30 protein-coding genes are annotated in these 16,309 nt (G+C 49.3%); 27 read left to right on the top strand and 3 right to left on the bottom strand.

The genetic code is table 11. The features are described from left to right. Nucleotides 1-13 precede the first annotated feature (13 nt). From rplB to V2154_RS19755, 27 genes are all read left to right on the top strand, one after another. On the top strand, nucleotides 14-838 hold the full coding sequence (gene rplB / locus V2154_RS19885) for a 50S ribosomal protein L2 (protein WP_034793690.1): 825 nt from the start codon (nucleotides 14-16) through the stop codon (nucleotides 836-838). 14 nt (nucleotides 839-852) lie between these two features. After that, on the top strand, nucleotides 853-1,131 hold the full coding sequence (gene rpsS, locus V2154_RS19880; protein WP_004929772.1) for a 30S ribosomal protein S19: 279 nt from the start codon (nucleotides 853-855) through the stop codon (nucleotides 1,129-1,131). A 14-nt stretch (nucleotides 1,132-1,145) separates the two neighbouring features. Continuing rightward, on the top strand, nucleotides 1,146-1,478 hold the full coding sequence (rplV, locus tag V2154_RS19875) for a 50S ribosomal protein L22 (protein ID WP_004391423.1): 333 nt from the start codon (nucleotides 1,146-1,148) through the stop codon (nucleotides 1,476-1,478). A gap of 17 nt (nucleotides 1,479-1,495) precedes the next feature. Continuing rightward, on the top strand, nucleotides 1,496-2,194 hold the full coding sequence (rpsC, locus tag V2154_RS19870) for a 30S ribosomal protein S3 (RefSeq protein ID WP_004929766.1): 699 nt from the start codon (nucleotides 1,496-1,498) through the stop codon (nucleotides 2,192-2,194). A gap of 12 nt (nucleotides 2,195-2,206) precedes the next feature. Beyond that, the gene (gene rplP / locus V2154_RS19865; protein WP_009639183.1) at nucleotides 2,207-2,617 is read left to right on the top strand and encodes a 50S ribosomal protein L16; all 411 of its coding nucleotides are present in this window, start codon (nucleotides 2,207-2,209) and stop codon (nucleotides 2,615-2,617) included. Beyond that, a complete protein-coding gene (gene rpmC / locus V2154_RS19860; RefSeq protein ID WP_013573692.1) occupies nucleotides 2,617-2,808 on the top strand; it encodes a 50S ribosomal protein L29 in 192 nt (63 codons plus the stop codon). Before rplP ends, rpmC begins: the two co-directional genes overlap by 1 nt. Next, nucleotides 2,808-3,062 (top strand): 30S ribosomal protein S17, encoded by a 255-nt coding sequence (gene rpsQ, locus V2154_RS19855; RefSeq protein WP_009639185.1) that lies wholly within the window; start codon nucleotides 2,808-2,810, stop codon nucleotides 3,060-3,062. The genes rpmC and rpsQ overlap by 1 nt, the downstream gene beginning before the upstream one ends. 169 nt (nucleotides 3,063-3,231) lie before the next feature. Further along, complete coding sequence (rplN, locus tag V2154_RS19850; RefSeq protein WP_008457164.1) at nucleotides 3,232-3,603, top strand: 50S ribosomal protein L14; 372 nt, start codon at nucleotides 3,232-3,234, stop codon at nucleotides 3,601-3,603. 10 nt (nucleotides 3,604-3,613) lie between these two features. Then, a complete protein-coding gene (rplX, locus tag V2154_RS19845; protein ID WP_034793679.1) occupies nucleotides 3,614-3,928 on the top strand; it encodes a 50S ribosomal protein L24 in 315 nt (104 codons plus the stop codon). Between the two features lie 14 nt (nucleotides 3,929-3,942). Next, complete coding sequence (gene rplE, locus V2154_RS19840) at nucleotides 3,943-4,482, top strand: 50S ribosomal protein L5 (protein ID WP_034793676.1); 540 nt, start codon at nucleotides 3,943-3,945, stop codon at nucleotides 4,480-4,482. A gap of 13 nt (nucleotides 4,483-4,495) precedes the next feature. Further along, nucleotides 4,496-4,801 carry a 30S ribosomal protein S14 gene (rpsN, locus tag V2154_RS19835; RefSeq protein WP_013573696.1) on the top strand — a complete coding sequence of 102 codons (306 nt, stop codon included), beginning with the start codon at nucleotides 4,496-4,498 and terminating at the stop codon, nucleotides 4,799-4,801. A gap of 33 nt (nucleotides 4,802-4,834) precedes the next feature. Further along, nucleotides 4,835-5,227, top strand: a complete 393-nt coding sequence (gene rpsH, locus V2154_RS19830) for a 30S ribosomal protein S8 (RefSeq protein ID WP_013573697.1) — start codon at nucleotides 4,835-4,837, stop codon at nucleotides 5,225-5,227. Between the two features lie 13 nt (nucleotides 5,228-5,240). Continuing rightward, entirely contained in the window at nucleotides 5,241-5,774 is a 534-nt protein-coding gene (gene rplF / locus V2154_RS19825) for a 50S ribosomal protein L6 (protein ID WP_353503549.1), read from the top strand. 9 nt (nucleotides 5,775-5,783) lie between these two features. After that, a complete protein-coding gene (rplR, locus tag V2154_RS19820; RefSeq protein ID WP_034793671.1) occupies nucleotides 5,784-6,137 on the top strand; it encodes a 50S ribosomal protein L18 in 354 nt (117 codons plus the stop codon). 14 nt (nucleotides 6,138-6,151) lie between these two features. After that, on the top strand, nucleotides 6,152-6,652 hold the full coding sequence (gene rpsE / locus V2154_RS19815; RefSeq protein WP_013573700.1) for a 30S ribosomal protein S5: 501 nt from the start codon (nucleotides 6,152-6,154) through the stop codon (nucleotides 6,650-6,652). Between the two features lie 6 nt (nucleotides 6,653-6,658). Further along, nucleotides 6,659-6,838: a 50S ribosomal protein L30 gene (gene rpmD, locus V2154_RS19810; protein ID WP_013573701.1), complete on the top strand. Its 180-nt coding sequence runs from the start codon at nucleotides 6,659-6,661 to the stop codon at nucleotides 6,836-6,838. Between the two features lie 3 nt (nucleotides 6,839-6,841). Next, nucleotides 6,842-7,276, top strand: coding sequence for a 50S ribosomal protein L15 (rplO, locus tag V2154_RS19805; RefSeq protein WP_034793669.1), 435 nt, complete (start codon nucleotides 6,842-6,844; stop codon nucleotides 7,274-7,276). 7 nt (nucleotides 7,277-7,283) lie between these two features. Then, nucleotides 7,284-8,615, top strand: a complete 1,332-nt coding sequence (gene secY, locus V2154_RS19800; RefSeq protein ID WP_034793668.1) for a preprotein translocase subunit SecY — start codon at nucleotides 7,284-7,286, stop codon at nucleotides 8,613-8,615. A 33-nt stretch (nucleotides 8,616-8,648) separates the two neighbouring features. Beyond that, entirely contained in the window at nucleotides 8,649-8,765 is a 117-nt protein-coding gene (gene rpmJ / locus V2154_RS19795) for a 50S ribosomal protein L36 (protein WP_012768118.1), read from the top strand. 148 nt (nucleotides 8,766-8,913) lie between these two features. Next, on the top strand, nucleotides 8,914-9,270 hold the full coding sequence (gene rpsM, locus V2154_RS19790) for a 30S ribosomal protein S13 (RefSeq protein WP_034793665.1): 357 nt from the start codon (nucleotides 8,914-8,916) through the stop codon (nucleotides 9,268-9,270). A 17-nt stretch (nucleotides 9,271-9,287) separates the two neighbouring features. Beyond that, the gene (gene rpsK / locus V2154_RS19785; RefSeq protein WP_004929731.1) at nucleotides 9,288-9,677 is read left to right on the top strand and encodes a 30S ribosomal protein S11; all 390 of its coding nucleotides are present in this window, start codon (nucleotides 9,288-9,290) and stop codon (nucleotides 9,675-9,677) included. Between the two features lie 30 nt (nucleotides 9,678-9,707). Continuing rightward, entirely contained in the window at nucleotides 9,708-10,328 is a 621-nt protein-coding gene (gene rpsD, locus V2154_RS19780; RefSeq protein WP_034793662.1) for a 30S ribosomal protein S4, read from the top strand. Between the two features lie 25 nt (nucleotides 10,329-10,353). Continuing rightward, nucleotides 10,354-11,343, top strand: a complete 990-nt coding sequence (locus V2154_RS19775; RefSeq protein WP_002919219.1) for a DNA-directed RNA polymerase subunit alpha — start codon at nucleotides 10,354-10,356, stop codon at nucleotides 11,341-11,343. 40 nt (nucleotides 11,344-11,383) lie between these two features. Beyond that, nucleotides 11,384-11,773: a 50S ribosomal protein L17 gene (gene rplQ / locus V2154_RS19770; RefSeq protein WP_034793661.1), complete on the top strand. Its 390-nt coding sequence runs from the start codon at nucleotides 11,384-11,386 to the stop codon at nucleotides 11,771-11,773. 149 nt (nucleotides 11,774-11,922) lie between these two features. Continuing rightward, a complete protein-coding gene (locus V2154_RS19765) occupies nucleotides 11,923-12,291 on the top strand; it encodes a DnaJ family domain-containing protein (RefSeq protein WP_353503548.1) in 369 nt (122 codons plus the stop codon). Between the two features lies 1 nt (nucleotide 12,292). After that, the gene (zntR, locus tag V2154_RS19760; RefSeq protein ID WP_353503547.1) at nucleotides 12,293-12,709 is read left to right on the top strand and encodes a Zn(2+)-responsive transcriptional regulator; all 417 of its coding nucleotides are present in this window, start codon (nucleotides 12,293-12,295) and stop codon (nucleotides 12,707-12,709) included. A 52-nt stretch (nucleotides 12,710-12,761) separates the two neighbouring features. Continuing rightward, nucleotides 12,762-12,962, top strand: a complete 201-nt coding sequence (locus tag V2154_RS19755; RefSeq protein WP_353503546.1) for an alternative ribosome-rescue factor A — start codon at nucleotides 12,762-12,764, stop codon at nucleotides 12,960-12,962. A gap of 51 nt (nucleotides 12,963-13,013) precedes the next feature. Here the strand turns inward: V2154_RS19755 and mscL are convergent, their stop codons facing one another. The 3 genes from mscL to rsmB form a co-directional block, all read right to left on the bottom strand. After that, nucleotides 13,014-13,430: a large-conductance mechanosensitive channel protein MscL gene (gene mscL / locus V2154_RS19750; RefSeq protein ID WP_034793655.1), complete on the bottom strand. Its 417-nt coding sequence runs from the start codon at nucleotides 13,428-13,430 to the stop codon at nucleotides 13,014-13,016. 126 nt (nucleotides 13,431-13,556) lie between these two features. Beyond that, nucleotides 13,557-14,933 carry a Trk system potassium transporter TrkA gene (gene trkA, locus V2154_RS19745; RefSeq protein ID WP_034793653.1) on the bottom strand — a complete coding sequence of 459 codons (1,377 nt, stop codon included), beginning with the start codon at nucleotides 14,931-14,933 and terminating at the stop codon, nucleotides 13,557-13,559. A 24-nt stretch (nucleotides 14,934-14,957) separates the two neighbouring features. Then, on the bottom strand, nucleotides 14,958-16,253 hold the full coding sequence (gene rsmB / locus V2154_RS19740; RefSeq protein ID WP_353503545.1) for a 16S rRNA (cytosine(967)-C(5))-methyltransferase RsmB: 1,296 nt from the start codon (nucleotides 16,251-16,253) through the stop codon (nucleotides 14,958-14,960). Nucleotides 16,254-16,309: the final 56 nt, after the last annotated feature.

The raw sequence follows: 16,309 nt of genomic DNA, 5'->3' as shown, positions 1-16,309 counted from the left end.
AGGAGTTTGAACAATGGCAATTGTTAAATGTAAACCTACATCTCCGGGCCGCCGCCATGTTGTTAAAGTGGTTAACCAGGAGTTGCACAAGGGTAAACCTTATGCCCCGCTGCTTGAAAAACTGAGCAAAAGCGGTGGTCGTAACAACAATGGCCGTATCACCACCCGTCATATCGGTGGTGGCCACAAGCAGCATTATCGTCTGGTTGACTTCAAACGCAACAAAGACGGTATCGCAGCAGTGGTTGAGCGTCTGGAGTACGATCCGAACCGTTCAGCGAATATCGCTCTGGTTCTGTACAAAGACGGCGAACGCCGTTATATCCTGGCGCCGAAAGGCCTGAAAGTGGGTGACCAGATCCAATCTGGCGTTGATGCAGCAATTAAGACAGGTAACGCCCTGCCTATGCGCAACATCCCAGTAGGTTCAACGGTTCATAACGTAGAAATGAAACCAGGTAAGGGTGGCCAGATGGCTCGTTCTGCTGGTGCCTACGTTCAGATCGTTGCACGTGACGGTTCCTACGTAACTCTGCGTCTGCGCTCTGGCGAAATGCGTAAAGTTCAAGTTGATTGCCGCGCCACCTTAGGTGAAGTCGGTAACGCTGAACATATGCTTCGCGTTCTGGGTAAAGCAGGTGCTGCACGTTGGCGTGGTATTCGTCCTACCGTTCGCGGTACTGCGATGAACCCAGTCGATCACCCACACGGTGGTGGTGAAGGTCGTAACTTTGGTAAGCACCCGGTAACCCCGTGGGGCGTTCAGACCAAAGGTAAGAAGACCCGTAGCAACAAGCGTACTGATAAATTCATTGTACGTCGCCGTAGCAAAAAATAATTAGAGGATAAGCCATGCCACGTTCTCTCAAGAAAGGTCCTTTTATTGACCTGCACTTGCTGAAGAAGGTAGAGAAAGCGGTGGAAAGCGGTGACAAGAAGCCTTTGCGCACTTGGTCCCGTCGTTCAACGATCTTTCCTAACATGATCGGTTTGACCATCGCTGTCCATAATGGTCGTCAGCACGTACCAGTATTTGTTTCCGACGAAATGGTCGGTCACAAACTGGGTGAATTCGCGCCGACTCGTACTTATCGCGGCCATGCGGCTGATAAAAAAGCTAAAAAGCGCTAAGGTAGGAGGAAGAGATGGAAACTATCGCTAAACATCGCCACGCTCGTTCTTCTGCTCAGAAGGTTCGCCTTGTTGCTGACCTGATCCGCGGTAAGAAAGTGTCGCAAGCTCTGGAAACTTTGGCCTACACCAACAAGAAAGCTGCTGGTTTGGTTAAGAAGGTACTAGAGTCTGCCATTGCTAACGCAGAACACAACGATGGCGCTGACATCGATGATCTGAAAGTCACGAAGATTTTCGTAGACGAAGGCCCAAGCATGAAGCGCATTATGCCGCGTGCTAAAGGTCGTGCAGATCGCATTCTGAAGCGCACCAGCCACATTACTGTGGTTGTGTCCGATCGCTGAGACTCTGGAGACTAGCAATGGGTCAGAAAGTACATCCTAATGGTATTCGACTAGGTATTGTCAAACCTTGGAACTCTACTTGGTATGCAAATACCAAAGAATTCGCTGACAACCTGGACAGCGACTTTAAAGTTCGCCAGTTCTTGACTAAAGAATTGTCGAAAGCTTCCGTTTCTCGCATCGTTATCGAGCGTCCAGCGAAGAGCATCCGTGTGACTATTCACACCGCTCGTCCTGGCATCGTTATCGGCAAGAAAGGTGAAGATGTCGAAAAACTGCGTAAGGTCGTAGCGGATATCGCTGGCGTTCCTGCGCAAATTAACATCGCCGAAGTCCGCAAGCCGGAACTTGACGCTAAATTGGTTGCTGACAGCATCACTTCACAGCTGGAACGTCGCGTTATGTTCCGTCGTGCTATGAAGCGTGCTGTACAGAACGCAATGCGTCTTGGCGCTAAAGGTATCAAAGTTGAAGTAAGCGGCCGTCTTGGCGGTGCTGAAATCGCGCGTACTGAATGGTACCGTGAAGGTCGTGTTCCGTTGCACACTCTGCGTGCGGATATCGATTACAACACATCTGAAGCGCACACCACTTATGGTGTAATCGGCGTTAAGGTATGGATCTTCAAAGGTGAGATCCTGGGTGGTATGGCTGCAGTTGAACAACCGGAACCGGCTGCTCAACCTAAAAAGCAGCAGCGTAAAGGCCGCAAGTAAGGAGAGTCGCTGATGTTACAACCAAAGCGTACAAAATTCCGTAAGGTGCACAAAGGCCGCAACCGTGGTCTTGCGCAAGGTACGGATGTGAGCTTCGGCACTTACGGTCTGAAAGCTGTTGGCCGTGGTCGTCTGACTGCTCGTCAAATTGAAGCAGCACGTCGTGCGATGACCCGTGCAGTTAAGCGTCAAGGTAAGATCTGGATCCGTGTATTCCCGGACAAACCGATCACCGAGAAGCCACTGGAAGTTCGTATGGGTAAAGGTAAAGGTAACGTGGAGTATTGGGTTGCCTTGATCCAGCCTGGTAAAGTCCTGTACGAAATGGACGGTGTGCCTGAAGAGCTGGCTCGTGAAGCCTTCCAGCTGGCAGCAGCCAAACTGCCTATCAAAACCACCTTTGTAACTAAGACGGTGATGTAATGAAAGCACAAGAGCTGCGCGAAAAAAGCGTGGAAGAGCTGAACACTGAGCTTCTTAACCTTTTGCGTGAGCAGTTTAACCTGCGCATGCAAACGGCAAGTGGCCAGTTGCAGCAAACACACCTGTTGAAACAAGTGCGTCGTGATGTTGCACGTGTGAAGACTTTACTGACTGAAAAGGCGGGTGCGTAATGAGTGACAAGATCCGTACTCTGCAAGGTCGTGTTATCAGTGACAAAATGGAGAAATCCATCGTTGTTGCGATTGAACGTTTTGTGAAACACCCAATCTACGGTAAATTCATCAAGCGTACGACTAAGCTGCACGTACATGACGAGAACAACGAATGCGGTATCGGCGACGTCGTTGAAATTAGCGAATGCCGTCCGCTGTCTAAGACTAAGTCTTGGACACTGGTTCGCGTTGTAGAGAAAGCGATTCTGTAATAGACTCGTCGTCTCAAAAATAGATAAACGGCTCATAACTGTGGGCCGTTTATTTTTTCTACCCATAATCTGGAACCGGTGTTATAATGCCGCGCCCTCATTTATGGGGATTTCTTAACGACCTATTCCTGGGTCCTAAAGTTGTAGTTGACATTAGCGGAGCACTAACATGATCCAAGAACAGACTATGCTGACCGTGGCCGACAACTCCGGTGCACGTCGCGTAATGTGTATCAAGGTTCTAGGTGGCTCGCACCGTCGCTACGCAGGCGTCGGCGACATCATCAAAATTACCATCAAGGAAGCAATTCCTCGCGGTAAGGTGAAGAAAGGCGATGTGCTGAAGGCGGTAGTGGTGCGCACCAAGAAGGGTGTTCGTCGCCCGGACGGTTCTGTCATTCGCTTCGATGGTAATGCATGCGTTATTTTAAACAATAACAGCGAGCAGCCAATCGGCACGCGTATTTTTGGGCCGGTAACTCGTGAACTGCGTAATGAGAAGTTCATGAAAATTATCTCTCTGGCACCAGAAGTACTCTAAGGAGCGAACCATGGCAGCGAAAATCCGTCGTGATGACGAAGTTATCCTGCTTACCGGCAAAGATAAAGGTAAGCGCGGTAAAGTAAAAAATGTCCTGTCTTCTGGTAAGGTCATTGTTGAAGGTATCAACCTGGTTAAAAAACATCAGAAGCCTGTACCGGCTCTGAACCAACCAGGCGGCATCGTTGAAAAAGAAGCTGCAATTCAGGTTTCTAACGTTGCTATCTTCAACGCGGCAACCGGTAAGGCTGACCGTGTAGGCTTTAGATTCGAAGACGGCAAAAAAGTCCGTTTCTTCAAGTCTAATAGCGAAACTATCAAGTAATTTGGAGTAGTACGATGGCGAAACTGCATGATTACTACAAAGACGATGTCGTAAAAAAACTCATGACTGAGTTTGGTTACAATTCTGTCATGCAAGTCCCTCGGGTCGAGAAGATCACCCTGAACATGGGTGTAGGTGAAGCGATCGCTGACAAGAAACTGCTGGATAATGCAGCAGCTGACCTGGCAGCAATCTCCGGTCAAAAACCGTTGATCACCAAAGCACGCAAATCAGTTGCAGGCTTCAAAATCCGTCAGGGCTATCCGATCGGCTGTAAAGTAACTCTGCGTGGCGAACGCATGTGGGAGTTCTTTGAGCGTCTGGTCTCTATTGCTGTTCCACGTATTCGTGACTTCCGCGGCTTGTCTGCTAAGTCTTTCGATGGTCGTGGTAACTACAGCATGGGCGTGCGTGAACAGATCATCTTCCCGGAAATCGATTATGATAAAGTCGATCGCGTTCGTGGTTTAGATATTACTATCACCACTACTGCGAAATCCGATGATGAAGGCCGCGCTCTGCTGGCTGCCTTTAACTTCCCGTTCCGCAAGTAAGGCAGGGTTACTAATGGCTAAGCAATCCATGAAAGCACGCGAAGTCGTTCGCGTGAAACTGGCTGACAAATACCGCGCTAAACGCGAGGAATTGAAAGCTATTATCTCTGGTGTGAACTCTTCCGACGAAGATCGTTGGGATGCGGTTCTTAAGCTGCAGTCTCTGCCGCGTGATTCCAGCCCGTCTCGTCAGCGTAACCGCTGCCGTCAAACTGGTCGTCCGCATGCTTTCCTGCGGAAGTTCGGGTTGAGCCGTATTAAGGTCCGTGAAGCCGCTATGCGCGGTGAAATTCCGGGTCTTAAAAAGGCTAGCTGGTAATTTTCACCAATTGAATCACGGGAGTAAAGACAGATGAGCATGCAAGATCCGATCGCGGATATGCTGACCCGTATCCGTAACGGTCAAGCCGCGAACAAAGTTGCGGTCACCATGCCTTCCTCCAAGCTGAAAGTGGCAATTGCCAACGTGCTGAAGGAAGAAGGTTATATTGAAGAATTTAAAATCGAAGGCGACGCCAAACCTGAACTGGAATTAGTACTGAAGTACTTCCAGGGCAAGGCAGTGGTAGAAAGCATTCAACGTATCAGCCGTCCAGGTCTGCGCATCTATAAGAAAAAAGATGAGCTGCCAAAAGTTATGGCCGGTATGGGTATCGCTGTTATTTCTACCTCTAAAGGTGTTATGACTGATCGTGCAGCTCGCCAGGCTGGTCTTGGTGGCGAGATTATCTGCTACGTAGCTTAATCGGGAGGAAAGAATGTCTCGTGTTGCAAAAGCACCCGTCGTCATTCCTGCCGGCGTAGAGGTAAAACTCAACGGTCAGGTTATTACGATTAAGGGTAAAAACGGCGAGCTGTCACGTACTATCCATGACGCCGTTGTAGTTAAACAGGAAGAAAACACCATCACTTTCGCTCCACGTGAAGGTTTTGTTGACGGTTGGGCCCAAGCGGGTACAACTCGTGCACTGTTGAATGCAATGGTTGTTGGTGTTACCGACGGCTTCACTAAAAAGCTTCAATTGGTTGGCGTTGGTTATCGTGCTGCCGTTAAAGGCAATGTGGTGAATTTAGCTTTAGGCTTCTCTCACCCAGTAGATCACCAGCTGCCGGAAGGCATCACTGCTGAATGTCCGACCCAAACTGAAATCGTGCTGAAAGGCGCTGATAAACAAGTTATCGGTCAGGTTGCAGCAGATTTACGTGCCTACCGTCGTCCTGAGCCTTATAAAGGCAAGGGTGTCCGTTACGCCGACGAAGTCGTGCGTACCAAAGAGGCTAAGAAGAAGTAAGGTAACACTATGGATAAGAAATCTGCTCGTATCCGTCGTGCGACCCGCGCACGCCGCAAGCTCAAAGAATTGGGTGCGACACGTCTGGTGGTACATCGTACCCCGCGTCATATTTACGCACAGGTTATCGCACCAAACGGTTCTGAAGTATTAGTTGCTGCATCAACTGTAGAAAAAACTATTACTGAGCAACTGAAGTATACCGGCAACAAAGATGCTGCCACTGCTGTAGGTAAAGCTATCGCAGAACGCGCATTGGAAAAAGGGATCACGAAAGTATCCTTTGACCGTTCCGGTTTCCAATATCATGGTCGAGTCCAGGCACTGGCAGATGCTGCCCGTGAAGCTGGCCTTCAGTTCTAAGGAAGAGGTTTAAGATGGCTCACATCGAAAAACAAGCTGGCGAACTGCAGGAAAAGCTGATCGCGGTAAACCGCGTATCTAAAACCGTAAAAGGTGGCCGTATCTTCAGCTTTACCGCACTGACAGTAGTTGGTGATGGTAACGGTCGCGTTGGTTTTGGCTACGGCAAAGCACGCGAAGTTCCGGCAGCGATCCAGAAAGCGATGGAAAAAGCCCGTCGCAACATGATGAATGTCGCGCTGAACAGCGGCACCCTGCAGCACCCAGTTAAAGGTGCTCATACGGGTTCCCGTGTGTTCATGCAGCCGGCTTCCGAAGGTACCGGTATTATCGCCGGTGGTGCAATGCGTGCCGTCCTGGAAGTCGCTGGGGTGCATAACGTATTGGCTAAAGCTTATGGTTCTACAAACCCGATCAACGTGGTTCGTGCAACTATCGACGCTCTGGCAAATATGAAATCCCCACAAATGGTCGCTGCCAAGCGTGGTAAATCCGTTGAAGAAATTCTGGGGTAATTAACCATGGCAAAGACTATTAAAGTAACACAAACTCGCAGCTCTATTGGCCGCTTGCCGAAACACAAGGCAACGCTGTTAGGCTTAGGTCTGCGTCGTATTGGTCATACTGTAGAGCGTGAGGATACTCCTGCTGTACGCGGTATGATCAACCTGGTTTCCTACATGGTTAAGGTTGAGGAGTAAGAGATGCGTTTAAATACTCTGTCTCCGGCTGAAGGTGCCAAACAAGCGCCGAAGCGTGTAGGTCGTGGTATTGGTTCTGGCCTGGGTAAAACCGGCGGTCGTGGTCACAAAGGTCAGAACTCACGTTCTGGTGGTGGCGTACGTCGTGGTTTTGAAGGTGGTCAGATGCCTTTATACCGTCGTTTGCCGAAATTCGGCTTCACCTCTCGCAAAGCAATGATCACGGCAGAAGTTCGTCTGTCTGAACTTGCTCTTGTAGAAGGCGACGTAATCGACCTGAGCACGCTGAAAGCCGCTAACGTAGTTGGTATCCAGATCGAGTTCGCGAAAGTTATTCTTTCTGGCGAAGTTGGTCGTGCGGTAACTCTGCGTGGTTTGCGTGTCACCAAAGGCGCTCGTGCTGCTATCGAAGCTGCTGGCGGTAAAATTGAGGAATAAGTAGCAGATGGCTAAGCAACCGGGGTTAGATTTCCAAAGTGCCAAGGGTGGACTAGGCGAACTGAAGCGCAGACTTTTGTTTGTTATCGGTGCGTTGATCGTTTTCCGTATCGGCTCTTTTATTCCGATCCCTGGTATTGATGCCACTGTACTTGCCAAATTGCTCGAGCAGCAAAGAGGCACCATCATTGAAATGTTTAACATGTTCTCTGGTGGTGCTCTCAGCCGTGCTTCTATCTTTGCATTGGGTATCATGCCGTACATTTCGGCATCGATTATTATCCAGCTGCTGACGGTGGTTCATCCAGCGTTAGCAGAGATAAAGAAAGAAGGGGAGGCTGGCCGTCGTAAGATTAGCCAGTACACCCGCTACGGTACGCTGGTATTAGCTGTGTTTCAGTCAATCGGTATTGCTACCGGTTTACCGAACATGCCTGGTATGCAAGGCCTGGTATTAAACCCAGGCTTTGCCTTCTACTTTACTGCTGTTGTTAGCTTAGTTACCGGGACAATGTTCCTGATGTGGTTAGGTGAACAGATTACTGAACGCGGTATCGGTAACGGTATCTCAATCATAATCTTCGCGGGTATCGTAGCAGGTCTGCCACCGGCAGTAGCTCATACTATCGAACAAGCTCGGCAAGGCGACCTGCACTTCCTCCTGTTGCTGTTGGTTGCAGTTTTAGTGTTTGCAGTGACTTTCTTTGTTGTGTTCGTAGAGCGTGGTCAACGTCGTATCGTTGTTAACTATGCTAAACGCCAACAGGGTCGTCGTGTTTATGCAGCACAGAGCACGCACTTACCGTTGAAAGTGAATATGGCCGGGGTTATCCCAGCGATCTTCGCTTCCAGCATTATTCTGTTCCCTGCCACGATTGCATCATGGTTTGGGGGCGGGACTGGTTGGAACTGGCTGACTACGATTTCGCTGTATTTGCAGCCTGGGCAACCGCTTTATGTGTTACTCTATGCGACTGCAATCATCTTCTTCTGTTTCTTTTACACTGCGTTGGTTTTCAACCCTCGCGAGACAGCAGATAACCTGAAGAAGTCCGGTGCATTTGTACCAGGAATTCGTCCGGGAGAGCAAACGGCGAAGTACATCGATAAAGTAATGACTCGTTTAACCTTAATTGGTGCGATGTATATTACTTTCATCTGCCTTATCCCGGAGTTCATGCGTGACGCAATGAAAGTGCCATTCTACTTTGGTGGTACCTCACTACTAATCGTAGTTGTTGTCATTATGGACTTTATGGCTCAAGTGCAAACTCTGATGATGTCAAGTCAGTACGAGTCTGCATTGAAGAAAGCAAACCTGAAAGGCTATAACCGCTAATCTGGTGCGTTTGCGAAGTTACGGAGAGTAAAAATGAAAGTTCGTGCTTCCGTCAAGAAATTATGTCGTAACTGCAAAATCGTTAAGCGTAACGGTATCGTTCGCGTAATCTGCAGCGCCGAGCCGAAGCATAAACAGCGTCAAGGCTGATTATCTCGCATATTTTTCTTGCAAAGTTGGGTTGAGCTGGCTAGATTAGCCAGCCAATCTTTTGTATGTAAGCTGCAACATTATTTGAGTATCCTGAAAACGGGCTTTTCAGAATGGTGTTGCCGTATATAAATAGTAGGAGTGCATAGTGGCCCGTATAGCAGGCATTAACATTCCTGATCAAAAACATACCGTGATCGCATTAACTTCGATCTACGGCATCGGTAAAACCCGTTCACAGGCTATCTGTGCAGCGTCTGGTATTGCTGAAAATGTTAAGATCAGTGAGCTGTCTGAAGAGCAAATCGAAAAGCTGCGTGACGAAGTTGCCAAGTTCATTGTTGAAGGTGATCTGCGTCGTGAAGTCACCCTGAGCATCAAGCGTCTTATGGACCTTGGGACTTATCGTGGTTTGCGTCATCGTCGTGGTCTTCCAGTGCGCGGTCAGCGTACTAAGACTAACGCACGTACCCGTAAGGGTCCGCGTAAACCGATCAAGAAATAATCGGGGTGATTGAATAAATGGCAAAGGCACCTGTTCGTACACGTAAACGTGTAAGAAAACAAGTCTCTGACGGCGTGGCTCATATCCATGCTTCTTTCAACAACACCATTGTAACCATTACCGATCGTCAGGGTAATGCTTTGGGTTGGGCAACAGCTGGTGGTTCCGGTTTCCGTGGTTCTCGTAAATCCACTCCGTTCGCAGCTCAGGTTGCAGCAGAGCGCTGCGCTGACGCAGTGAAAGAATACGGTATCAAGAATCTGGAAGTTATGGTTAAAGGACCTGGTCCTGGTCGTGAGTCTACTATCCGCGCGTTAAACGCGGCTGGTTTCCGCATCACTAATATTACTGATGTGACTCCTATCCCTCATAACGGTTGTCGTCCGCCGAAAAAGCGTCGCGTATAACGCTGCTTTTAGGATTGTTGGAGAGAGAAAATGGCAAGATATTTGGGTCCTAAGCTCAAGCTTAGCCGTCGTGAGGGCACAGATTTATTCCTTAAATCTGGCGTTCGAGCGATCGATACCAAGTGTAAAATTGAACAAGCTCCTGGTCAGCATGGTGCGCGTAAACCGCGTCTGTCTGACTATGGTGTGCAGTTGCGTGAAAAGCAAAAAGTTCGCCGTATCTATGGCATCTTAGAGCGTCAATTCCGTAACTATTATAAAGAAGCTGCTCGCCTGAAAGGCAACACCGGTGAAAACCTGTTGCAACTACTTGAAGGGCGTTTAGACAACGTTGTTTATCGTATGGGCTTCGGCGCTACTCGTGCGGAATCTCGCCAGTTAGTTAGCCACAAAGCTATTATGGTAAACGGTCGCGTTGTTAACATCGCTTCTTATCAGGTATCTCCGAATGACGTTGTCAGCATCCGTGAGAAAGCTAAAAAGCAATCTCGCGTTAAGGCCGCTTTGGAGTTGGCTGAACAGCGTGAAAAGCCGACTTGGCTTGAAGTTGATGCTGCGAAGATGGAAGGTGTGTTCAAGCGTAAGCCTGAGCGTACTGATCTGTCTGCTGACATTAACGAACACCTGATCGTCGAGCTTTACTCTAAGTAAAGCTTAGTACCAAAGAGAGGACACAATGCAGGGTTCTGTGACAGAGTTTCTAAAACCGCGCCTGGTAGATATCGAGCAAGTCAGTTCGACGCACGCCAAGGTGACCCTTGAGCCTTTAGAACGTGGCTTTGGCCATACTTTAGGCAACGCACTGCGCCGTATTCTGCTTTCATCCATGCCGGGTTGCGCGGTGACCGAGGTTGAGATTGATGGTGTACTGCATGAGTACAGCACCAAAGAAGGCGTACAGGAAGATATCCTGGAGATCCTGCTCAACCTGAAAGGGCTGGCGGTGAGAGTTCAAGGGAAAGATGAAGTTATTCTTACCCTGAATAAGTCTGGCATTGGCCCTGTGACTGCAGCCGACATTACCCATGATGGTGATGTCGAAATCGTCAAGCCGCAACACGTTATCTGCCACCTGACCGATGAGAACGCTGCTATCAGCATGCGTATCAAAGTTCAGCGCGGTCGTGGTTATGTGCCGGCGTCTGCCCGAATTCATTCGGAAGAAGATGAGCGCCCAATTGGCCGTCTGTTAGTAGATGCATGCTACAGCCCTGTAGAGCGTATTGCCTACAATGTTGAAGCAGCGCGTGTAGAACAGCGCACCGATTTGGACAAGCTGGTTATCGAAATGGAAACCAACGGTACGATCGATCCTGAAGAGGCGATCCGTCGTGCGGCAACCATTCTTGCTGAACAACTTGAAGCTTTCGTTGATTTACGTGATGTACGTCAGCCGGAAGTTAAAGAAGAGAAGCCAGAGTTCGATCCAATCTTGTTGCGCCCTGTTGACGATCTGGAATTGACTGTCCGCTCTGCTAACTGCCTCAAAGCAGAAGCAATCCACTACATCGGTGATCTGGTACAGCGCACTGAGGTTGAGCTACTTAAAACGCCTAACCTTGGTAAAAAATCTCTTACTGAGATTAAAGATGTGCTTGCTTCCCGTGGTTTGTCTCTGGGCATGCGCCTAGAAAACTGGCCACCAGCAAGCATCGCTGACGAGTAACCGGATCACAGGTTAAGGTTTTACTGAGAAGGATAAGGTCATGCGCCATCGTAAGAGTGGTCGTCAACTGAACCGTAACAGCAGCCACAGACAGGCTATGTTCCGTAACATGGCCGGCTCTTTGGTTCGTCATGAAATCATCAAGACGACCCTGCCGAAAGCGAAAGAGCTGCGTCGCGTTGTTGAGCCGCTGATTACTCTTGCCAAGACCGACAACGTTGCAAATCGTCGTCTGGCATTCGCCCGTACTCGTGATAACGAGATCGTGGCAAAACTGTTTAATGAACTGGGCCCGCGTTTCGCGAGCCGTGCCGGTGGTTACACTCGTATTCTTAAGTGTGGTTTCCGTGCAGGCGACAATGCGCCGATGGCATACATCGAGCTCGTTGATCGTGCAGAGTCACAAGCAGAAGTAGCAACTGCTGAATAATCTGTAGATGCATGAAAAAACCGGGCACTTGCCCGGTTTTTTTACGCCTGCAGTTTCTCACCTTCTTTTGAAAGCATCTTTTCTCTAACTTTTTCCTATCCAGCCGTTATCCTTTTCTCATACACATTACTTCGCTAACGGGAGAGATTATGTTTCTTGGTGATGCTATGGCTGAGCAAAAAATTGCGGAAGCTATAAATAAAGGTGAATTGGATAATCTGCCCGGCGCCGGGAGCCCCCTGCTTCTTGATGATGACAGTGACGTGCCGCTTGAACTGAGAATGGCATATCGAATTCTGAAGAACTCTGGTTTCTTGCCGCCCGAACTGCAGGACAGAAAGGAAGCTCTGGAGCTAAATACATTACTGCAAACTCTGACCGCAGACGACGCCAGGTTTACTGAGTTAGAGAAGAGAGTAAAATTGCTTGAACTAAGGTTGCATCAGGCTGGTCAGAATACCGACTTCTTACGCGGTGATTATCAAAATCCGCTGCTTGAAAGATTGCGAGGTAAGTAGCATGTATAAGATAGGTGAGCTTGCTAAGTTAGCAGACGTGTCCACAGACACGGTTCGCTACTATGAAAAGCAGGGCATGATGGAATGTGGCGAAAGAAGCGATTCCGGCTATCGCCAATATAATCATCGCGATTTGCAGCGCCTGCGCTTCATTCGTTATGCCAAAACCACAGGTTTTACGCTGGAGGCTATCAAGGAGCTACTTTCTTTGCGAATCGATCCGGCGCATCATACTTGTCAGGAGTCCAAGTCTATTGTTGATAGTCGACTGGCAGAAGTGGAAGCAAAGCTGAGTGAATTAGAGCGAATGAAGGATTCACTGACGCGCCTAAGCAAAGCGTGCTGTGGCTCTTCGCATTCCAGCGCGAGTTGCTCTATTCTTGAGGCGCTAGAGGCAGGGGCGATTAAAGAGAAATAAGTTTGCTGCTCCAATATTATATCGAGTCAATAAAGTTAATTATGAGGGTAACATGAGTAATTATAAGCATCAGAAAGGCGTCATTCAGGACAACGCGATTCAAGCACTGCTGCATGATCCGCTGTTCAGGCAACGAGTTGAAAAGAGTCTCAAAGGTAAAGGCAGTTATCGTAGAAAAGAGAAAAACGGCAAGAAGGGTTATCAGGAGGGCAGTGCTAAGCATTTATTCGGGTTCTTAGCACTGTCCTTCTAGCATTAAAAAAGCCATCTGATGATGGCTTTTTTAATTATGAGAAGTCTGATTTTACAATCTTGGCGTTTGTTGTTGTTTCAACAAATCGCGGATTTCTGTCAGCAGGGTTTCTTCTGCCGTTGGTTTTGGTGGTTCAGCTGGCGCGGCTTCTTCTTTGCGACGCATTTTGTTCATCAACTTGACTGCACAGAAGATAGCCAGAGCAACAATCACGAAGTCAAAAATGTTTTGAATAAACACGCCATACTTCATGACAACCGCAGGCACTGTGCCCTGAGCTTCGCGTATAACCCATTCGAACTGCTTGAAATCCACCCCGCCGATTAACAGGCCCAGTGGTGGCATAATAATATCTGCGACCAGCGAAGACACAATTTTGCCGAATGCTGCACCGATGATCACACCGACGGCAAGATCGACAACATTGCCACGCATGGCAAACTCACGAAACTCTTTCATAAAACTCATAAAACATCCCCTTGGCAAATCGATACTTTGTGTCAAACAAAGTAAAGACCATTTGTTGCGTCCGCGCTACAAAAGTTGAAGAATTGATTCCAATTCATTGATAAATATTCAAACACCCGTGGCATTTTATAAGAAAAATGGACTTGGCTGGAACAATCTCTCGACGTCTCGCACGAATTTCTTATCAGTGATGAACATGATCACGTGGTCGCCCTGCTGAATCCGGCTCGCACCGTTGGCGATAATAACTTCATTACCCCTGACGATAGCGCCGATGGTGGTACCAGGCGGCAGCTTGATCTGTTCAACAGTTCTGCCAACAACGCGTGAAGTGCTTTCATCACCGTGAGCAATAGCTTCGATGGCTTCCGCCACGCCGCGGCGAAGAGAGGAGACGCTGACGATATCCGCTTTGCGCACGTGACCCAGCAGCGCTGAAATGGTCGCTTGCTGCGGGGAAATGGCGATATCAATCACGCTGCCCTGCACTAAATCGACATAAGCTCCGCGCTGGATAAGCACCATGGCCTTTTTGGCACCCATACGTTTGGCCAGCATGGCCGACATGATGTTCGCCTCATCATCATTGGTGATGGCGATAAATACGTCGACCTGCTCGATATGCTCTTCTGCGAGCAGCTCTTGGTCCGAGGCGTCGCCGTAAAACACGATGGTATCTTGCAAGATTTCGGCTAACTCAGCGGCCCTTTGCTGATTGCGCTCAATAAGCTTTACGCTGTAATTCTTCTCTAAACGCTGGGCTAGGCCTGCGCCGACATTACCGCCGCCAACGATCATGATGCGTTTATAAGGCTTCTCGAGACGTTGAAGCTCGCTCATTACGGCGCGAATATGCTGCGACGCCGCAACGAAGAAGACCTCATCACCTGCTTCAATAATGGTTGAGCCTTGTGGCCGAATAGGCCGGTCTTGGCGGAAGATAGCGGCAACGCGCGTCTCGATGTGCGGCATATGCTCGCGCATGGATGACAGGGCACTGCCGACTAATGGGCCGCCGTAATAGGCTTTAACCGCCGCGATGCTGACTTTACCTTCGGCAAAGTTAACCACTTGCAGTGCGCCCGGATACTCAATCAGCTTATAGATGTAATCGATAACCAGCTGCTCAGGAGAGATAAGGTGGTCAATTGGCACGGCTTCGGGCTTGAAGAGCTTTTCTGATTCACGAATATATTCAGAAGAACGAATGCGCGCGATTCGGTTTGGCGTGTTGAAAAGTGAATAGGCGATTTGACAAGCTACCATGTTGGTCTCGTCGGAGTTAGTCACCGCAACCAGCATATCGGCATCTTCTGCACCGGCTTCGCGCAGCACTCTTGGGTGCGAGCCATATCCCTGAACCACCCGCAGGTCGAACTTATCCTGAAGCTGGCGCAAGCGTGACATGTTGGTGTCAACGACGGTGATGTCGTTGTTTTCACCCACAAGGTTCTCAGCCAGTGTCCCACCAACCTGCCCGGCACCAAGAATAATAATTTTCATAAGAGGCTCATTCTCGCTTAGGAATTACTTCGCTGACTTAATCAGTTTAGCGTAATAGAAGCCGTCGCCATCTTCAGCGTGAGGCAAGTTCTGTCTGCCCGGATTTTCCAAAGTACCAGTCTCAACCAGTTGCGCTTCCGGGTGGTCATGCAGGAATGCTTTAATCTGCTGGCTATTCTCTTCTGGCAAAATCGAGCATGTCGCATAGACCATCACGCCATTCGGCTTCAAGCGTGGCCAAATAGCGTCGAGAATTTCGCGCTGCAAACCTGCCAGCTCGGCAATATCGCTGTCACGGCGCAGCCACTTGATGTCTGGGTGGCGGCGAATCACGCCGGTCGCAGAACATGGCGCGTCGAGCAAAATCTTGTCGAACTGACGATCGCCGGCCCAAGACTGAGGCTCGCGGCCATCGCCCTGTTTGACCTCGGCATGTAATTTTAGCCGTTGCAGGTTTTCATTTACGCGAACCAGCCGCTGCTTATCAACATCCACCGCAAGCACGTGGGCTTTAGGGGCAGCTTCAAGAATATGGGTAGTTTTCCCGCCCGGCGCGCAGCACAGATCGAGGATCATCTCGCCATCTTGTGGATCAAGAAGATCAACACTGCCTTGGGCTGAGGCATCTTGCACTGTTACCCAACCCTCGGCAAAACCCGGTAATTCGGTTACGGCGGAAGGCGTTAACAGTCGCAGGGCATCGGCATATTCCGGATGGGGAGCAGCATCGATGCCGGCGGTTTGAAGCAGAGCCAGATATTCATCGCGTGAATGATGGATGCGATTGACGCGTAACCACATTGGCGGACGCTGGTTATTTGCCTCAATGATGGATTCCCACTGCTCTGGGTAAGCCTTCTTAATACGATTCAGCAGCCAGCTAGGGTGCAGGTAGCGGCTGTCCGTATTTCCCATTCGCTGGATCAACTCGTCCTGCTGGCGCTGGAATTGGCGCAGCACGCCATTAATCAGACCTTTTAACTGTGGGCGTTTCAGTGCCACGGCGCCTTCGACTGTTTCAGCCAAGGCCGCGTGTGGAGGAATACGCGTGTGGACCAGTTGGTAAATCCCGACCATCAGCAGATAATGCAAAGTACGCTGTTTGCCGGTGAGCGGTTTTGCCATCAGCTGCTGCAAACACCATTCAAGCTGTGGCAGAACGCGTAGCGTCCCGAAGCACAGCTCTTGCAGTAAACCGCGATCCTTCTCGGAAATATTCTTTTGTAACCCTGGCAAAACGGTAGAAAGAGACTGGCCTTGATCAAGAACCTGGCTGATGGCTTTTGCAGCAATGCTGCGGAGATTATAGGTTGTTTTCATAGTCAGAAAGGCTGCAAAGGTCAGCTTATTAGAAGGAAATGACCCGGCGCGTAGCC

This window comes from Ewingella sp. CoE-038-23, from assembly GCF_040419245.1.
Taxonomy (GTDB): domain Bacteria; phylum Pseudomonadota; class Gammaproteobacteria; order Enterobacterales; family Enterobacteriaceae; genus Ewingella; species Ewingella allii.
The sequence above is the reverse complement of the archived record's forward strand: the minus strand, read 5'-3'. Positions and strand labels throughout refer to the sequence as shown.

What these genes read in the sequence shown, in the direction of transcription:
- rpsH (WP_013573697.1), top strand. Translation starts at nt 4,835, where the DNA reads ATGAGCATGCAAGATCCGATCGCGGATATGCTGACCCGTATCCGTAAC.
- trkA (WP_034793653.1), bottom strand. Translation starts at nt 14,933, where the DNA reads ATGAAAATTATTATTCTTGGTGCCGGGCAGGTTGGTGGGACACTGGCT.
- rplF (WP_353503549.1), top strand. Translation starts at nt 5,241, where the DNA reads ATGTCTCGTGTTGCAAAAGCACCCGTCGTCATTCCTGCCGGCGTAGAG.
- rpsS (WP_004929772.1), top strand. Translation starts at nt 853, where the DNA reads ATGCCACGTTCTCTCAAGAAAGGTCCTTTTATTGACCTGCACTTGCTG.
- V2154_RS19775 (WP_002919219.1), top strand. Translation starts at nt 10,354, where the DNA reads ATGCAGGGTTCTGTGACAGAGTTTCTAAAACCGCGCCTGGTAGATATC.
- rplO (WP_034793669.1), top strand. Translation starts at nt 6,842, where the DNA reads ATGCGTTTAAATACTCTGTCTCCGGCTGAAGGTGCCAAACAAGCGCCG.
- rpmD (WP_013573701.1), top strand. Translation starts at nt 6,659, where the DNA reads ATGGCAAAGACTATTAAAGTAACACAAACTCGCAGCTCTATTGGCCGC.
- rpsD (WP_034793662.1), top strand. Translation starts at nt 9,708, where the DNA reads ATGGCAAGATATTTGGGTCCTAAGCTCAAGCTTAGCCGTCGTGAGGGC.
- rpsN (WP_013573696.1), top strand. Translation starts at nt 4,496, where the DNA reads ATGGCTAAGCAATCCATGAAAGCACGCGAAGTCGTTCGCGTGAAACTG.
- rplV (WP_004391423.1), top strand. Translation starts at nt 1,146, where the DNA reads ATGGAAACTATCGCTAAACATCGCCACGCTCGTTCTTCTGCTCAGAAG.
- secY (WP_034793668.1), top strand. Translation starts at nt 7,284, where the DNA reads ATGGCTAAGCAACCGGGGTTAGATTTCCAAAGTGCCAAGGGTGGACTA.
- rpsC (WP_004929766.1), top strand. Translation starts at nt 1,496, where the DNA reads ATGGGTCAGAAAGTACATCCTAATGGTATTCGACTAGGTATTGTCAAA.
- rpsK (WP_004929731.1), top strand. Translation starts at nt 9,288, where the DNA reads ATGGCAAAGGCACCTGTTCGTACACGTAAACGTGTAAGAAAACAAGTC.
- V2154_RS19765 (WP_353503548.1), top strand. Translation starts at nt 11,923, where the DNA reads ATGTTTCTTGGTGATGCTATGGCTGAGCAAAAAATTGCGGAAGCTATA.
- zntR (WP_353503547.1), top strand. Translation starts at nt 12,293, where the DNA reads ATGTATAAGATAGGTGAGCTTGCTAAGTTAGCAGACGTGTCCACAGAC.
- rplX (WP_034793679.1), top strand. Translation starts at nt 3,614, where the DNA reads ATGGCAGCGAAAATCCGTCGTGATGACGAAGTTATCCTGCTTACCGGC.
- V2154_RS19755 (WP_353503546.1), top strand. Translation starts at nt 12,762, where the DNA reads ATGAGTAATTATAAGCATCAGAAAGGCGTCATTCAGGACAACGCGATT.
- mscL (WP_034793655.1), bottom strand. Translation starts at nt 13,430, where the DNA reads ATGAGTTTTATGAAAGAGTTTCGTGAGTTTGCCATGCGTGGCAATGTT.
- rplR (WP_034793671.1), top strand. Translation starts at nt 5,784, where the DNA reads ATGGATAAGAAATCTGCTCGTATCCGTCGTGCGACCCGCGCACGCCGC.
- rplQ (WP_034793661.1), top strand. Translation starts at nt 11,384, where the DNA reads ATGCGCCATCGTAAGAGTGGTCGTCAACTGAACCGTAACAGCAGCCAC.
- rplN (WP_008457164.1), top strand. Translation starts at nt 3,232, where the DNA reads ATGATCCAAGAACAGACTATGCTGACCGTGGCCGACAACTCCGGTGCA.
- rpmC (WP_013573692.1), top strand. Translation starts at nt 2,617, where the DNA reads ATGAAAGCACAAGAGCTGCGCGAAAAAAGCGTGGAAGAGCTGAACACT.
- rsmB (WP_353503545.1), bottom strand. Translation starts at nt 16,253, where the DNA reads ATGAAAACAACCTATAATCTCCGCAGCATTGCTGCAAAAGCCATCAGC.
- rplP (WP_009639183.1), top strand. Translation starts at nt 2,207, where the DNA reads ATGTTACAACCAAAGCGTACAAAATTCCGTAAGGTGCACAAAGGCCGC.
- rpsQ (WP_009639185.1), top strand. Translation starts at nt 2,808, where the DNA reads ATGAGTGACAAGATCCGTACTCTGCAAGGTCGTGTTATCAGTGACAAA.
- rplE (WP_034793676.1), top strand. Translation starts at nt 3,943, where the DNA reads ATGGCGAAACTGCATGATTACTACAAAGACGATGTCGTAAAAAAACTC.
- rpsE (WP_013573700.1), top strand. Translation starts at nt 6,152, where the DNA reads ATGGCTCACATCGAAAAACAAGCTGGCGAACTGCAGGAAAAGCTGATC.
- rplB (WP_034793690.1), top strand. Translation starts at nt 14, where the DNA reads ATGGCAATTGTTAAATGTAAACCTACATCTCCGGGCCGCCGCCATGTT.
- rpmJ (WP_012768118.1), top strand. Translation starts at nt 8,649, where the DNA reads ATGAAAGTTCGTGCTTCCGTCAAGAAATTATGTCGTAACTGCAAAATC.